The organism is Streptomyces sp. NPDC002092 (assembly GCF_053593775.1).
Map to the genome: position 1 here is coordinate 515724 of NZ_JBSFDG010000003.1, position 15100 is coordinate 530823.

Here is a 15100-nt window from a genome sequence, read left to right on the forward strand (position 1 = left end):
GCCGGGCGGGCATGCCCCTTTCGTAGGATCGGAGCATGCCCTCCTCAAGCTCCGGCGAGAAGACCGTCGACAAGAGTGCGCCGCCGCTCCCGGAACCCCTCCGGGTGGCCGCCGCCGACTCCCACACCCACCTCGACATGCAGAACGGCACGGTCGAGGAGGGCCTCGCGAAGGCCGCTTCGGTGGGTGTGACGACGGTCGTACAGGTCGGCTGCGATGTGGCCGGCTCGCAGTGGGCCGCGAAGACGGCAGGACTTCACGACGCCGTCCACGCAACGGTGGCCCTGCATCCCAACGAGGCGCCGCGCATCGTCCACGGAGACCCCGACGGCTGGTCCCGGCAGGGCGCACGCGAGCCGGGGGGCACGGCGGCGCTCGACGAGGCGCTCGGGCAGATCGACGCGCTGGCCGGGCTGGCCCAGGTCAAGGGCGTCGGTGAGACGGGCCTCGACTACTTCCGCACCGGCCCCGAGGGCAAGGAGGCGCAGGAGGCCTCCTTCCGCGCCCACATCGAGATCGCCAAGCGGCACGGCAAGGCCCTGGTCATCCACGACCGCGACGCCCACGCCGATGTGCTGCGCATCCTCAAGGAGGAGGGCGCGCCCGAGCGGACGGTGTTCCACTGCTACTCCGGGGACGCGGAGATGGCTCAGGTGTGCGCCCGCGCCGGGTACTTCATGTCCTTCGCCGGCAACGTCACCTTCAAGAACGCCCAGCATTTGCGGGACGCGCTCGCCGTGGCGCCTCTGGAGCTGGTCCTGGTGGAGACCGACGCGCCCTTCCTCACACCGGCGCCGTACCGCGGACGGCCCAATGCTCCGTATCTCATTCCGGTCACGGTGCGCGCCATGGCCGCCGTGCGCGGTATCGAGGAGGACGCGCTGGCGACGGCCCTGGCGGCGAACACGGCCCGCGCATTCGACTACTGAGCGTAGGCGTTCATAACCTGACGATAAGGTCCCGGCGGACTCGCGTTCGCCGCGACCGTGACTCTTCGTAATCACGCCGCTTTGGAGAGTGATACGGGCTCCGCTAGGTTCTGGTGCCCGATCCGGACCCCTCTGGACCCCTACGGCCCCTGGAGCGTGTCGGCGTGAGCAACTCGCAGTACTCGCAGTACTGGCAGTACGGGACGTATGAGGCGTACGACCCGGCGTATCCGCCGGCGTACGCCTACGACGTCCACAGCGCGCAGACCCTGGCTTATGGGGTGCCCGGGGCATACGAGGACACGTACCGGCCCGCCTACGAGGCGGCCCAGGTACCCGAGCCGCCGCTTCCGCGGCAGGTGGGGAGCGCGGCGGGCGAGGAAGTGCCCGAGCCCGCCGCGCGCGCCGGAACGGGACGCAGGCGCCGGGCCGCACGCCGGCGGCGGGCGCGGCCCATGGAGCTCCCGGACGGCTCGATGCGCCGACTGCTGCCGCAGGCGCTGGTCGTCGCCTTCCTCGCCGGCGGCACCACCGCCTTCGTCGCCAAGGACAAGGCCATCGAGCTGAACGTCGACGGCAAGCCGCGCACCCTGCACACCTTCGCCGACGACGTGACCGAACTGCTCGCACAGGAGAGCGTCGACGTGGGGGCGCACGACGTGGTCGCACCCGCTCCCGGCACGGCGATCCGCAGCGGTGACGAGATCGTCGTGCAGTACGGGCGCCCCGTGCGGCTCACCATCGACGGACACCGGCGCGAGGTGTGGACGACGGCGGACACCGTGCAGGAGGCGCTCGAGGAGATGGGGGTGCGGGCGCAGGGCGCGTATCTGTCCGCTGCGCGCTCCCGGCACATCGGACGCGCCGGTCTCGCGCTCGATGTGCGCACCGAGCGTTCCGTGACGGTCATGGCCGACGGCCATGCACGGACGGTCCGCACGAACGCGGCGACCGTGCAGGAGGTCGTCGAGGAGGCCGGGGTCCTGCTGCGCGGCGAGGACACCACCTCCGTCCCGGCGGACAGCTTCCCGCGCGACGGGCAGACGGTCACCGTGCTGCGGGTCACCGGTTCCAAGGAGGTCCGCGAGGAGGAGATCCCGTTCAAGGTGCAGCGGGAGGACGACCCTGGGCTGTTCAAGGGGACGGAGGTCGTCGACCGGGTGGGACAGCCGGGGCTGCGGCGGATCACGTACTCCCTGCGCATCGTCAACGGGGTCCGGCAGAAGCCGCGGCTGGCCGGCACCGAGGTGGTGCGCGAGCCGCGGCCGCAGGTCGTGAAGGTGGGCACGAAGCCGCTACCGACGTCCGTGCGCGGGGCCGACGACCTGAACTGGAAGGGCCTCGCGGCCTGCGAGTCGGGCGGCCGCCCGCACGCCGTCGACCCCTCGGGCACCTACGGCGGCCTCTACCAGCTGGAGTCCCGCACCTGGCAGAGCCTCGGCGGCACCGGCCGCCCCGAGGACGCGTCCCCGGCGGAGCAGACGGCCCGTGCGAAGAAGTTGTATGTACGGCGGGGGGCTTCCCCTTGGCCGCATTGCGGGGCGCGGCTGCACGGCTAGCTGTCGCTGGGCTGCGGTTCGACTGCGGGCCGGTGGGGGCTGATCGCGCCCACGCGGCGGAGCCGCATATCGATACAGCCCCGCGCCCCCAGGGGGGCAGCGCCGTCGGCCGCATATGTGCCGTCGTAGCTGCGGGCAGTCGTGCCGCTGGGGCGGCTCCCGACCCAACGAAAGCGGCACCCCGCAAGCGCGGGCAAGCAAACCCACCCTCGCGGCCACCTGCAGCGCAGGGCACCTGGCACCCCCCGGCTCCACACCCCCGTACCCTTGTCGCCGTGAGCAGCAGCCCCGCCCCCGACGCCCTCCTGGGCCCCGCCGACATCCGCGAACTGGCGGCAGCCCTCGGCGTCCGCCCCACCAAGCAGCGCGGCCAGAACTTCGTGATCGACGCCAACACGGTCCGCCGTATCGTCCGCACCGCCGACGTCCGCCCGGACGACGTGGTCGTCGAGGTCGGCCCGGGGCTCGGCTCCCTCACCCTGGCGCTGCTGGAGGTCGCCGACCGCGTCACCGCCGTCGAGATCGACGACGTACTGGCCGCGGCGCTGCCCGCCACCATCGCGGCCCGCATGCCCGACCGCGCCGACCGTTTCGCGCTCGTCCACTCGGACGCGATGCACGTGACCGAGCTGCCGGGCCCCGCCCCGACCGCGCTCGTCGCGAACCTCCCCTACAACGTCGCCGTCCCCGTCCTCCTGCACATGCTCGAAACCTTCCCGAGCATCGAACGCACCCTGGTCATGGTCCAGTCGGAGGTCGCCGACCGCCTCGCCGCCGCGCCCGGCTCGAAGGTGTACGGCGTCCCGTCCGTGAAGGCCAACTGGTACGCCGAGGTCAAGCGGGCCGGCGCCATCGGCCGCAACGTCTTCTGGCCGGCGCCGAACGTCGACAGCGGCCTCGTCTCGCTGGTCCGGCGCACCGAGCCGCTCAAGACCACCGCCTCGCGGCGCGAGGTCTTCGCCGTGGTCGACGCGGCCTTCGCCCAGCGGCGCAAGACACTGCGGGCCGCGCTCGCCGGCTGGGCCGGGTCGCCCGCGGCGGCGGAGGCGGCCCTCGTCGCCGCCGGGGTGTCGCCGCAGGCGCGCGGGGAGGCGCTGACGGTCGAGGAGTTCGCCCGTATCGCGGAAAACAAGGAGCCGGGTCAGAAGTGAGCGTCACCGTACGCGTCCCCGCCAAGGTCAATGTCCAGCTCGCGGTGGGTGCGGCCCGCCCCGACGGCTTCCACGACCTGGCCAATGTCTTCCTGGCGGTCGGCCTCTACGACGAGGTCACCGTGACGCCCGCCGACGAACTGCGCATCACCTGTGCAGGGCCGGACGCCGACCAGGTGCCCCTGGACGAGACGAACCTGGCGGCGCGCGCGGCCCTCGCCCTCGCCGCGCGGCGGGGCATCGAACCGGCCGTGCACATCCACATCGCCAAGGACATCCCCGTCGCCGGCGGCATGGCGGGCGGCAGCGCGGACGGCGCGGGCGCGCTGCTGGCCTGCAACACGCTGTGGCAGGCGGGCGCCTCCCGGGCCGAACTGCTCGCCATCTGCGCCGAGTTGGGCAGCGATGTGCCCTTCAGTCTGGTGGGCGGGGCGGCGCTGGGCACCGGGCGCGGCGAGCAGCTGCGCACGCTGGAGGTCGGCGGCACCTTCCACTGGGTGTTCGCGATGGCCGACCGCGGTCTTTCCACGCCGGCGGTCTTCCGCGAGTTCGACCGGCTGGCGGAGGGGCTCGACATCTCCGAGCCCGTCGCCTCCGAGGAACTCCTGCGCGCCCTCGCGAAGGGCGACCCGGACGCGCTCGCCGCGTCCGTCTCCAACGACCTGCAGCCCGCCGCCCTCTCCCTCTTCCCCGAACTCGCCGACACCCTCGCCGCGGGCCGCACCGCGGGCGCCCTCGCCGCCCTGGTCTCCGGCTCGGGCCCGACCACGGCCTTCCTCGCCCGGGACGCGGAGTCGGCGGCCAGGGTGGCCGAGACGCTGCGCAATTCGGGCACGTGCCGGACGGTGCGTATGGCATCGGGGCCTGCGCCGGGCGCGACGGTGCTCTGAGGGGGCGTACGGGCTCAGAAGTCGTCGATGGCGGTGAGATCGATGTCGATGTCGTAAGGCTTGTCGACCTTGATCCGGTCACGGTGCATACCCATGTGCACGTATGCGTTGGTGAGCGGGTCGAGTTCGTAGACGTGGATGACGGGCCTGCCGTCGGCTCCGTTCTGCTCGACGCGCCAGAAGCTGGGGATCCCTGCGGCCGCGTACTTCTGCGGCTTGGTGGTGCGGTCGCGGGATTCCGAGTCCGGTGAGACGACCTCGACGGCGAGGAGCACGTCCTTGGCCTCGTAGCTGGTCTGATTCGGACCGGTTTGCGCATCGGCACGGATCACGCTGACATCGGGCTCGGGGCCGTTGCGTTGGTCGAGGATGACGGTCATCTCCCGCTTGATCTTGAACTCCGTCGGCACGCTGCGACGAAGGCCGTTGACCAGCAGGTCGATCGCATCGGCGTGGAAGACGCGCTGCGGACTCACGAAGACAAGGCTCCCGTCGATCAGCTCGGTGTGCGGCGGGAGATCCGGCAGCGTGAACAGGTCGTCCACGGTGTAGCCGTCCTGCGGCGGCACCGGCCACTGCACGCGGTGCTCTGCGGACTCGGCGGTCATGGTTCCTCCCATGGACGGGATCCTGCTGCCTGTCCTCCACGGTAGCGGCCGGTTCCCGATCAGGTTGTCACAAAGAGTGACCATCGCCTCGCGGCTGCTCAAGCCGGAGCTGACGCCTTACGCGATCTTCGCCCGATCTCCACACGAACGGGCCGGATTTCCACAGGGATGTACTGCAATCGCAGTACTGATGGGGCCGGTGGGGCCAATAGGGTCGGTTGAGCTTTCAAGCGCCCGGTGTGGCGCACCTACGCCCACTGCACAGCCGAAGGGTCACGCACGTGTCCGAATCCCCCACACCCACCCCCGCCCACCGTAGGAAGCGCTCTCTGTCCCGTCGTGGCGTGATCGGTGCCGCCGCGGCCGTGGCCGGCGCGGCCGCCCTGACCCCGGCGGTCTTCGCGGCCACCGACTCCGGCTCCGCTGACGGTGACGGCACCGGTTCCGGCTCCGGAACAGGTGGCTCCGGTACGACGCCGGAGAAGTTCCCCGCCACCCGCACCGAGGCCGCCGCCGGCACCGGCGAGGCCACCACCGCCTTCGCCGCCTCCTACGTCGGTGTGCGCTGGTCCGGCGCGAAGGACGGCACCGCCATCAAGCTCGCGGACGGCGCCTGGCAGACCCTGACACCCGGCTGCGCGGCCGTCGAGGACGGCGGCACGGCGCTGGTCGCCGCGCAGAACGCAACGGCGTACGCCGTGAAGGCCGCGAGCGACGTCACGGGCCTGCACTCGCTGGCGATCGACTGCACCGACGGCCCCGGCCGCACGTTCCACGTGCCGAGCGAGCCGACCCGCCTGCGGGGCGTCCGCTACCTCTCGCGTCCGGCCTGGGGCGCCGACGAGTCCAAGCGGTACAAGGACGGCAAGGTCAACTCCCCGGAGAAGTACTACCCGTTGCAGGTCCTTACGGTCCACCACACCGCGACGCCGAACGACGACCCGGACCCGGCCGCGACCGTCCGCGCGATCTACGAGTACCACGCGATCACCAACGACTGGGGCGACATCGGCTACCACTTCCTCATCGACGAGTCCGGCACCGTCTACGAGGGCCGTTACTCCGGTGACGACGGCATCCCGGCCTTCAATGAGGACGGCGACCTGGTCACCGCCTTCCACTCCGTGGGCTACAACTCCGGCAACCTCGGCATCGCCCTGATCGGCACCCTCCAGGACAAGCCCCCCACGGACGCGGCCAAGGCCTCCCTCATCCGTCTGATCAAGGTGATCTGCCGGATCAAGGGCCTGGACCCGCAGGCGAGGGTCACGTACACCAACCCCGTGAACGGCGTGCAGAAGGAGACGAACACCATCGGCGGCCACCGCGACTACTTCGCCACGGAGTGCCCCGGCCAGACGATGTACGACCTCCTCGCCGAGGTCAGGGCGGCCGCAGCCCGCTGACCTGCGGTGATCCGCCGCGGGATCGGCCACCGACCGGCGCACATTAGGCTGGGAGGCTGACCCCCGCGGCGGAGCCGCATGTCGAGCACAGCCCTGTGGGCAGGAGCGTAATGGCCGTCAATCTGGTCAATGTCGAGAACGTCAGCAAGGTGTACGGCACTCGTGCCCTCCTCGACGGCGTGTCCCTCGGCGTCTCCGAAGGCGACCGGATCGGGGTGGTCGGGCGCAACGGCGACGGCAAGACCACCCTGATCCGCATGCTGGCCAAGCTGGAGGACGCCGACACCGGGCGGGTCACCCACTCCGGCGGGCTCCGCCTCGGCGTGCTCACGCAGCACGACTCCCTCGACCCGAACGCCACCGTCCGGCACGAGGTCATCCGGGACATGGAGGACCACGAGTGGGCGGGCAACGCCAAGATCCGGGACGTGCTCACCGGCCTGTTCGGCGGCCTCGACCTGCCCGGCTTCCCGCAGGGCCTCGACACCGTCATCGCGCCGCTGTCCGGCGGTGAGCGGCGCCGTATCGCGCTCGCCAAGCTGCTCATCGAGGAACAGGACCTGATCGTCCTCGACGAGCCGACGAACCACCTCGACGTCGAGGGCATCTCCTGGCTCGCCCGGCATCTGCGCGAGCGCCGCTCCGCCCTCGTGTGCGTGACCCACGACCGCTGGTTCCTCGACCAGGTCTGCACGCGCATGTGGGACGTGCAGAAGGGCGTCGTCCACGAGTACGAGGGCGGCTACTCCGACTACGTCTTCGCGCGCGCCGAGCGCGAGCGCATCGCCGCCACCGAGGAGGTCAAGCGGCAGAACCTCGTCCGCAAGGAGCTGGCCTGGCTGCGGCGCGGTGCGCCTGCCCGTACGTCCAAGCCCCGCTTCCGCGTGGAGGCCGCCAACGAGCTCATCAAGGACGTACCGCCGCCCCGGGACAGCAGCGAGCTGATGAAGTTCGCCTCCTCGCGGCTCGGGAAGACCGTCTTCGACCTGGAAGACGTCACCGTGCAGGCCGGACCCAAGGTGCTGCTCAAGCACGTCACCTGGCAGCTCGGCCCCGGCGACCGGATCGGCCTGGTCGGCGTCAACGGCGCCGGCAAGACCTCCCTGCTGCGGGCCATGGCGGAGGCCGCTCGCAGCGAGGGCGAGGTGCAGCCCGTCGGCGGGCGGGTCGCCGTCGGCAGGACCGTCAAGCTCGCCTACCTCTCCCAGGAGGTCGCCGAACTCAACCCGAACCTGCGGGTCCTGGAGGCCGTGCAGCAGGTGCGCGAGCGCGTCGACCTCGGCAAGGGGCGGGAGATGACCGCCGGTCAGCTGTGCGAGACCTTCGGCTTCAACAAGGAGAAGCAGTGGACGCCCGTCGGCGACCTGTCCGGCGGTGAGCGCCGCCGCCTGCAGCTGCTGCGCCTGCTCATGGACGAGCCCAACGTCCTCTTCCTCGACGAGCCCACCAACGACCTCGACATCGAGACCCTGACCCAGCTGGAGGACCTCCTCGACGGCTGGCCCGGCTCGATGATCGTGATCTCCCACGACCGGTTCTTCGTCGAGCGCACCACCGACCGGGTGTTCGCGCTGCTCGGCGACGCCACCCTGCGGATGCTGCCGCGCGGCATCGACGAGTACCTGGAGCGGCGCCGGAAGATGGAGGAGGCGGTCGCGGCCGCCTCGCCCGTCGCGGCCAGGCCCGCCACCGAGAAGAGCGCCGCCGACCAGCGCGCCGCGAAGAAGGAACTCCAGAAGATCGAGCGGCAGTTGGACAAGGTCTCCGAGAAGGAGGCCAAGCTGCATGCCCAGATCGCCGAGAACGCCACCGACTTCGCCAAGGTCGCCGAACTCGACGCCCAGCTGCGGGACTTGGCGGGCGAGCGCGAGGACCTGGAGCTGCGCTGGCTGGAACTCGCCGAAGACGCGTGAACGGCGCGTGCTGTGCTTTCTGGGGGGATTCCCCCCAGACCCCCCCACTCATAACGGCGGCATCACGGGCCGGTTCTCCCTTGGGAACAGGGGCTGAACCGGCCCGGTGTGCTGTCAGTTGCGGGTGATAGAAAGAGGACTTGGCTAAAAATCAGTGACTGAACGGGGGAACGCGCTGATGACCCAGCCGCCCGACCAGCCGCCGTACGGCGGTTTCGGAGCACCACAGGGCGGTTTCGGGGCACCACCCCCGCTGCCACCCCAGCAGCCTCCCCAGCAGCCGGGTCCTTACGGCCGGCCGGGCCAGTACCCCCAGCAGCCCGGCCCCTACGGGCAGCCGCAGCAGCCCGGCCCGTACGGCGCGCAGCCCGGTTATGGCTATCCGCCGCAGCCCCAGTACCCCGGCGCGCCCGGCACCCCGCCGCCCGGCTCCGGCAACCCCTTCAAGGGGAAGCCGGGCCTGGTGATCGCGGCGGCCGTCGCCGCGCTGGCCGTCATCGGCGGCACCGTCTACGCCGTGACGAGCGGCGGCAGCGACAAGAAGCCGGTCGCCGGGCAGAGCGACGACCCGAAGCCCACCGCGTCCGGCTCGGGCGGCACCGGTGGCAGCGGCGGCGGTTCCGACCCGCAGGGCTTCAACGCGAGCCGCAGGACGGGCGAGGCGAAGGTGCTCTGGTACAAGTCGCCCCCGGACGCGCCCGGTGCGGGCGCCGAGGCCCCCGGCATGTGGATCACCGACAAGGCGGCCGTGAAGGCGGCGTACAAGCAGGTCTTCGCCTACGACGTGACCGACGGCAGTCCGGCCTGGGACACCGTCACCTTCCCGCAGAAGATCTGCGCGGTCACCCCGCAGAAGTCGGCCGACGACAAGATCGTGGTGGCTTACGAGAGCGGCACCGGCCAGCGCGCCAAGTGCAACCAGCTCCAGCAACTCGACCTGGGCACCGGCGCCAGGGGCTGGAGCGGCACGCTGCCCGACGGCGCGCTGTTCGACAGCACCCTGACCGTCTCCCTGTCCCTCAGCGGCCGGACGGTGCTGGTGGGCCGCTCGCAGTCCGGGGTGGCGTACGACATCGACAGCGGGAAAAAGCTGTTCGACAAGAAGAAGTACGGCAGCGCCTGCTTCCCGACCGCCTTCGCCGGCGGCAGCAGGCTGATCTCCGTCGCGACCTGCAACGCCAGCGAACCGAACGAGCACGACGAGATCCAGGAGCTCGACCCGGCGACCGGCAGGGTCAGGTGGACGCAGAAGTTCGACAAGGGCTGGTCGGTCGCGCGGACGTACTCCGTCGACCCGCTCGTCGTCTACAGCACCAACCAGGACAAGAAGGCCTGGAACATCTCGACCTTCGACTCGAACGGCAAGTTCCGTTCCCAGGTCGGCTTCGACGAGAACTTCGCCCCCCAGTGCGGCTGGGCGCTCCTCGAACGCGACCTGCAGGGCTGCAGGGGCGTGACTGCGGACGCCGACACCCTCTACCTGCCGACCGACGCCACCACCGGACCGAACGAGATCGTCGCGGTCAACCTCGCGAACGGCAAGGAGAAGTGGCGCGTCAAGTCCCCGGCGGACGCATCGATGCTGCCGATGAAGGTCGAGGGCGGCAGGCTCATCGCCTATGTGCAGCCCTCGTACGACACGGGCGGCCAGATCGTGTCGATCGCGACGAGCGGCTCCGGCCACACGCCGGTGAAGCTGCTGCAGAACCCGCGGAGCACGGCGGCCCTGGAGAGCGCCGTCTTCACCAAGGCCTTCGACTGGGTCGACGGACGCTTCTACCTCTCACCCACCCGGATCAGCGGAAACGACGACTCGAAGGGCAAGTTGATGCTCGCCTACGGCAAGTGACCGCTCCCCAGGCCCCGTCGTCCCCGCCGTCCGCTCACGAGGTAGCCACGCCATGACGCAGCCCCCGCCGCCCCACCAGCCCCCGCAGCAGCCGGGATACGGCTATCCCCAGGCGCCGCAGGCTCCGCAGCAGCCCAACCCCTACGCCCAGCCCGCACCGCCCTACGGGCAGCCGCCGAACCCCTACGGCCAGCAGGCCGGTTACGGCTACCCGCCGCCGTACGCGCCGCCGTACGCGCAGCCCGGGCAGCCCGGCGGCGGGCGCAAGGGCAGCACGCAGGCGCTGATCATCGTCGCGGCCGTCGTCGCCGTCGCGCTGCTCGTCGCCGGGGGCGTCTGGTACGCCTCGTTGGGCAAGGACGACGGCAAGAAGGACGACACTGCATCCGATAGCGCCTCCGGCGCGGGGGCGAGCTCCAGCGGCGGCGGCACCGGAGGCACCGGTGGCAACACGGCCAACGGCGACGAGAAGGTGCCCGCCCGCACCGCCTCGCAGCTGCTGTTCAAGGTGCCGGTGCCCCAGGTCGACGACACCACCGTCGTCGCCGGTTCGTGGCTCACGGACAAGGCGTATGTGAAGAGCGGCGTCGCCGAGATCAACGGCTACGACCGCGACAAGGGCGGCAAGCTGTGGACGATCAAGCTGCCCGGCCCGGTCTGCACGGTCAGCACGCACACCACCGACGACGACCGGACGGCCGTCGTCTTCCAGCCCAGGATGCCGCCGAAGGGCAGGTCAGAGGGGTGCAGCCAGATCGCGGCGATCGACCTGGACGCCGGCAAGAAACTGTGGACGAAGTCGCTCGGCTCCGGCGGCCGGGCGATGACCTTCGAGAACGTCACCGTCAGCGCGAACACGGTCGCCGCGGGCGGCAACTACGGAGGCGTCGCCTTCGACCTCGCCGGCGGCAGGCCGCTGTGGGCCCCGAAACCCAAGGACACCTGCATCGACGCCGGATACGGCGGCGGCGAGAAGCTCGTCGCGGTGCTCAAGTGCGGCTCGTTCACCGATCCGCAGCTGCACATCCAGACCATCGACCCGCGGTCCGGGAAGACGATCTCGGAGTACAAGCTGGCCACCGGCCTCGAGTACGCCGCCGTCGTGTCGACGAACCCGCTGGTCGTGGCGGCCGACGTCGGTCACAGCGCGGGCGACGGCAGTGAGATCTCGGACTTCTTCTCCATCGACAACAAGACCGGAAAGCTGATCGCCCGGATCTCGGCGCCCGGCAAGGACTACGCGGCCAAATGCGACGCGATCTCCGAGCTGGAGCACTGCACCGGAGTCGCCGTCGGCAACGGCAGGCTGTACCTGCCGACCGAGGAGCACGAGGGCACCAAGGACTACAGCCGGACCAATGAGATCGTCGCGTTCGACCTGGCCACCGGCAAGCAGAACGGCCAGCGCGCCGACGCCGGCGATGGCTACACGATCACCCCGCTGCGCATGGACGGCGGCAATGTGATCGCGTACAAGCACCCGCCGTACAACAAGGGCGGCCAGGTGGTCAGCATCGACGGCGGTTCCTTCAAGGAGACCAAGCTGCTGGAGAACCCGGCGGCGGGGTCGGTGCGGGACCTGGAGGGCACCCTGTCGCCCGACTACTCCGAGATCCTCTACTCGCAGGGCCACCTGTACCTGGCCGGCCGGTTCGCCGACAAGCTGTCGAGTGCGGTCTCGGGGGAGAAGGTCCTGGCGCTCGCGCTCGGCGCCGGCGGCTGAACCACTGCTCCGCAGCTGCGGCCCCGTCCCTGCTCAGGGGAGGGGCCGTGCGCGTACCGCCCATCACCCTCGAATGCGCGGAAAGCCAGAAATTCCGTCGATCAGGGGCAGTTCTCACCGGTAGGGGGAGCGCAATGTCGAACAAGCGTGTAGCTTCCGGGGGCATGAAGAGCGGGGGAGCCGGGAGGGGGCTCCTGTCCGCGCGGACCGGTGGGCATCCATAGTGCGGCATCCATGGGGATCCATCGGGGGGACTGGGGGGTTGCTCGATGGGAGTGCGGCTCATGGTGGTCGACGACCACCGACTGCTCGCCGAGGCGCTGGCCTCGGCGTTGAAGCTGCGGGGGCACCGGGTGCTCGCCGCGGCGGCGCCTGCCGCGGGCGCGGCGGAGCTGGTGATCACCCGGGCGCCGGAGGTGTGCCTGCTGGGTACGGCGACACCGGCCGAGCCGGGCATCTTCGACCCGGTGGTGAAGATCAAACGGGAGCGTCCGCAGGTGGCGGTCCTGGTCCTCGGCCCGGTACCGAGCCCGCGAGGCATAGCCGCCGCCTTCGCCGCCGGTGCCTCGGGCTACGTACGCCATGACGAGCGCATAGAGGGCGTCGAGCGCGCCATCATGAAGGCGAGGGCGGGCGAGGCGGCGGTGGCCCCGCAGCTGTTGCAAGGAGCCTTCAGCGAGTTGCTGAACCCCGCCGCCCAACCGGACGACGAGGGTCAGCGCCTGCTCCAGATGCTCACCCCGAGGGAGGTAGAGGTCCTGGTCAGGGTCGCGGACGGCGAGGACACCCGCCTGATCGCGGCAGGCATGGGCATCGCCCCCAGCACCGCGCGCACCCATGTGCAGAGGGTGCTGATGAAACTGGGCGTGGGCTCCCGCCTGGAAGCCGCGGCCTTGGCGGCGAGGACGGGCTTGCTGGACCGGGCGGGTCCGGTGACCTCCGGCCCTGAGCAGCGCCCCTGAAGGGGCGCGGGGAACTGCGCGACAAGCCACAATGGCGCCGCAGTCGGCAGAAAACCGCACCCCCAACGGCGCTACTCCGCCTCCTCCTCCGCCGAAGGCACAGGCACCGGCGGCGGAGTAGGCCGCAACCGCAGCCACACCAGGAAGAACACCCCCAGAACCAACATCGCGATCCCGGTCCACAGATTGATGTTGACCCCCTGCGCCTTGTCGATCGCGGCCTGGTCATCGGTGATCCCGGCGATCGTGACGATCACGCCGTAGACCACGAACAACCCGCCGATGATGCGCCGCAGGTCGAAGATGCGCGCCGCCGTCGCCGACTTCTGCTGGAGTTCGGTGACTTCGCGCTGCACGTCATGTTCTGAGTACCCGTGCTGATCAGTCATGGTGAATCGATCCTCCCTCGATCAGAACGAGAACGGGATGTAGCAGGCGGCAGCAAGGACGACCGCGCCCCAGCCCAGCAGGGCCGGCCGGCGGTACCAGGCGTCGTCGCCGGCGGCGGGCGGCTCGGACATGCCGGGTGAGGTGGTGCCGTAGACCAGGCCCTCCAGCTCCTCGGCCGGCTTCGGCTGAGTGAGCAGCGACACGACGACCATCACCACGGCGCCTGCCACGAAGCCGACGATCGCGGAGACGAAGTTGGCGCCCTGGTCGGAGGGGATGTCGATGATGCCCCTCTTGTAGATCACGAAGTAGTTCACCATCGCGGCCACGGTGCCGGCGAGCAGGCCCCAGAAGCCGGACCTGGCGGAGGCGCGCTTCCAGAACATGCCGACGATGAACACGACGAACATCGGCACGTTGAAGAAGGAGAACAGCGTCTGGAGGTAGCTCATGATGTTCGAGAACGACGAGGCCAGGAAGGCCGTGCCGACCGAGGCGCAGACGCCGATCACCGTGATCAGGCGGCCGAAGCGGACGTAGTAGCCGTCCTCGCGGCCCTTGACGACGTACCGGCCCCAGATGTCGTTGGTGAACACCGTGTTGAAGGACGACACGTTGGCCGCCATGCCCGCCATGAAGGCGGCGAGCAGTCCGGTCACGGCGATACCGAGGACGCCGTTGGGCAGCAGTTCCTGCATCAGGTAGGGGATGGCGTCGTTGTACTGGTAACCCGACTTGGTGGTGCCGAAGCCGGGGACGATCGCGGCGGCGACCAGCCCCGGGATCATCACCAGGAAGACGATGAAGATCTTCGGGTACGCGGCGATCAGCGGGGTGCGCTGCCCGGCGGAGAGGTTCTTCGCGGACAGGGCGCGCTGCACCTCGGCGAAGTTCGTCGTCCAGTAGCCGAAGGACAGCACGAAGCCGAGGCCGAGCACGATGGTCAGCCAGTTGGCGCCCAGCGGGTTGCCGCTGCCGATGCCGGTGCCGCCCCAGGCGGTGGTGAAGTTCGCGCCGTGGCTCGCGGTGAGCTTGTCGGTCAGCCCGCCCCAGCCGCCGACCTTCTTCAGGCCCAGCACGACGATCGGGATCAGGGCCGCGAGGATCACGAAGAACTGCAGCACCTCGTTGTAGATCGCGGAGGAGAGACCGCCGAGGGTGATGTACGCCAGCACGAAGGCGCCGGCGACCACGATCGCCACCCACTGCGGCCAGCCGAGCAGCGCCTCGACGACGATGGCGAGGGCGTAGAGGTTCACGCCGGCGATCAGGATGGCGGCGAACGCGAACAGGATCGAACTCAGCAGATGTGCCCACTTGTCGAAGCGGAGCAGCAGCATCTCGGGGACCGAGCGGACCTTGCTCCCGTAGTAGAAGGGCATCATCACCAGGCCGAGGAAGACCATGGCGGGGATGGCGCCGATCCAGTACCAGTGCACGGTGTAGGCGCCGTACTGCGCGCTGTTGGCGGCCATGCCCAGGATCTCGGTGGCGGCCAGGTTGGCCGAGATGAACGCGAGACCGGTGATCCAGGCGGGCAGGGAGCGCCCGGAGAGGAAGAAGTCGAGGCTGGTCCTGACCGATCTACGGGCGGCGAATCCGATGCCGAGGACGACGGCGAAGTAGATGGCGAGGATCGTGTAGTCGAGCCCGTTCGTGGGGAGTCGTAGCTCGGCGGCCAGGTCCATGGCCTGGTATGTGGGGGTTTGCATGAGTACTC

At 70.3% G+C, this 15100-nt stretch carries 12 protein-coding genes; 9 read left to right on the forward strand and 3 right to left on the reverse strand.

Annotated elements, in window-relative coordinates:
* The first annotated feature begins 35 nt into the window (after positions 1-35).
* From ACWCRD_RS09820 to ACWCRD_RS09835, 4 genes are all read left to right on the forward strand, one after another.
* Entirely contained in the window at positions 36-929 is an 894-nt protein-coding gene (locus tag ACWCRD_RS09820) for a TatD family hydrolase (RefSeq protein WP_450965381.1), read from the forward strand.
* Between the two features lie 164 nt (positions 930-1093).
* Positions 1094-2488 carry a ubiquitin-like domain-containing protein gene (locus ACWCRD_RS09825; protein WP_450965382.1) on the forward strand — a complete coding sequence of 465 codons (1395 nt, stop codon included), beginning with the start codon at positions 1094-1096 and terminating at the stop codon, positions 2486-2488.
* Positions 2489-2763: 275 nt separating this feature from the next.
* The gene (gene rsmA, locus ACWCRD_RS09830; protein WP_450965383.1) at positions 2764-3639 is read left to right on the forward strand and encodes a 16S rRNA (adenine(1518)-N(6)/adenine(1519)-N(6))-dimethyltransferase RsmA; all 876 of its coding nucleotides are present in this window, start codon (positions 2764-2766) and stop codon (positions 3637-3639) included.
* On the forward strand, positions 3636-4529 hold the full coding sequence (locus ACWCRD_RS09835) for a 4-(cytidine 5'-diphospho)-2-C-methyl-D-erythritol kinase (protein WP_450965384.1): 894 nt from the start codon (positions 3636-3638) through the stop codon (positions 4527-4529). The genes rsmA and ACWCRD_RS09835 overlap by 4 nt, the downstream gene beginning before the upstream one ends.
* A gap of 14 nt (positions 4530-4543) precedes the next feature.
* On the opposite strand, the gene ACWCRD_RS09840 is transcribed toward ACWCRD_RS09835, so the two are convergent.
* On the reverse strand, positions 4544-5137 hold the full coding sequence (locus tag ACWCRD_RS09840; RefSeq protein ID WP_450965385.1) for a Uma2 family endonuclease: 594 nt from the start codon (positions 5135-5137) through the stop codon (positions 4544-4546).
* A 344-nt stretch (positions 5138-5481) separates the two neighbouring features.
* On the opposite strand from ACWCRD_RS09840, the gene ACWCRD_RS09845 reads away from it, so the two are divergent.
* The 5 genes from ACWCRD_RS09845 to ACWCRD_RS09865 all read left to right on the forward strand — a co-directional run bounded on the left by ACWCRD_RS09845 (position 5482) and on the right by ACWCRD_RS09865 (position 12990).
* Positions 5482-6543 carry a peptidoglycan recognition protein family protein gene (locus tag ACWCRD_RS09845; RefSeq protein ID WP_450965386.1) on the forward strand — a complete coding sequence of 354 codons (1062 nt, stop codon included), beginning with the start codon at positions 5482-5484 and terminating at the stop codon, positions 6541-6543.
* Positions 6544-6653: 110 nt separating this feature from the next.
* The gene (locus ACWCRD_RS09850; RefSeq protein WP_450965387.1) at positions 6654-8456 is read left to right on the forward strand and encodes an ABC-F family ATP-binding cassette domain-containing protein; all 1803 of its coding nucleotides are present in this window, start codon (positions 6654-6656) and stop codon (positions 8454-8456) included.
* Positions 8457-8634: 178 nt separating this feature from the next.
* Positions 8635-10305: an outer membrane protein assembly factor BamB family protein gene (locus ACWCRD_RS09855; RefSeq protein ID WP_450965388.1), complete on the forward strand. Its 1671-nt coding sequence runs from the start codon at positions 8635-8637 to the stop codon at positions 10303-10305.
* 52 nt (positions 10306-10357) lie between these two features.
* Positions 10358-12028 carry an outer membrane protein assembly factor BamB family protein gene (locus ACWCRD_RS09860; RefSeq protein ID WP_450965389.1) on the forward strand — a complete coding sequence of 557 codons (1671 nt, stop codon included), beginning with the start codon at positions 10358-10360 and terminating at the stop codon, positions 12026-12028.
* Positions 12029-12297: 269 nt separating this feature from the next.
* A complete protein-coding gene (locus ACWCRD_RS09865; protein ID WP_450965390.1) occupies positions 12298-12990 on the forward strand; it encodes a helix-turn-helix transcriptional regulator in 693 nt (230 codons plus the stop codon).
* Between the two features lie 71 nt (positions 12991-13061).
* Here ACWCRD_RS09865 and ACWCRD_RS09870 read toward each other — a convergent pair whose 3' ends face one another.
* Together ACWCRD_RS09870 and ACWCRD_RS09875 are read right to left on the reverse strand one after the other, a co-directional pair.
* On the reverse strand, positions 13062-13379 hold the full coding sequence (locus ACWCRD_RS09870) for a hypothetical protein (protein ID WP_450965391.1): 318 nt from the start codon (positions 13377-13379) through the stop codon (positions 13062-13064).
* Positions 13380-13400: 21 nt separating this feature from the next.
* Positions 13401-15092 (reverse strand): sodium:solute symporter family protein, encoded by a 1692-nt coding sequence (locus tag ACWCRD_RS09875; protein WP_450965392.1) that lies wholly within the window; start codon positions 15090-15092, stop codon positions 13401-13403.
* Positions 15093-15100: the final 8 nt, after the last annotated feature.

Coding starts and splice junctions, on each gene's coding strand:
- ACWCRD_RS09860 (WP_450965389.1), top strand. CDS start 10,358: ATGACGCAGCCCCCGCCGCCCCACCAGCCCCCGCAGCAGCCGGGATAC.
- ACWCRD_RS09875 (WP_450965392.1), bottom strand. CDS start 15,092: ATGCAAACCCCCACATACCAGGCCATGGACCTGGCCGCCGAGCTACGA.
- ACWCRD_RS09850 (WP_450965387.1), top strand. CDS start 6,654: ATGGCCGTCAATCTGGTCAATGTCGAGAACGTCAGCAAGGTGTACGGC.
- ACWCRD_RS09870 (WP_450965391.1), bottom strand. CDS start 13,379: ATGACTGATCAGCACGGGTACTCAGAACATGACGTGCAGCGCGAAGTC.
- ACWCRD_RS09855 (WP_450965388.1), top strand. CDS start 8,635: ATGACCCAGCCGCCCGACCAGCCGCCGTACGGCGGTTTCGGAGCACCA.
- ACWCRD_RS09840 (WP_450965385.1), bottom strand. CDS start 5,137: ATGACCGCCGAGTCCGCAGAGCACCGCGTGCAGTGGCCGGTGCCGCCG.
- ACWCRD_RS09820 (WP_450965381.1), top strand. CDS start 36: ATGCCCTCCTCAAGCTCCGGCGAGAAGACCGTCGACAAGAGTGCGCCG.
- ACWCRD_RS09865 (WP_450965390.1), top strand. CDS start 12,298: ATGGGAGTGCGGCTCATGGTGGTCGACGACCACCGACTGCTCGCCGAG.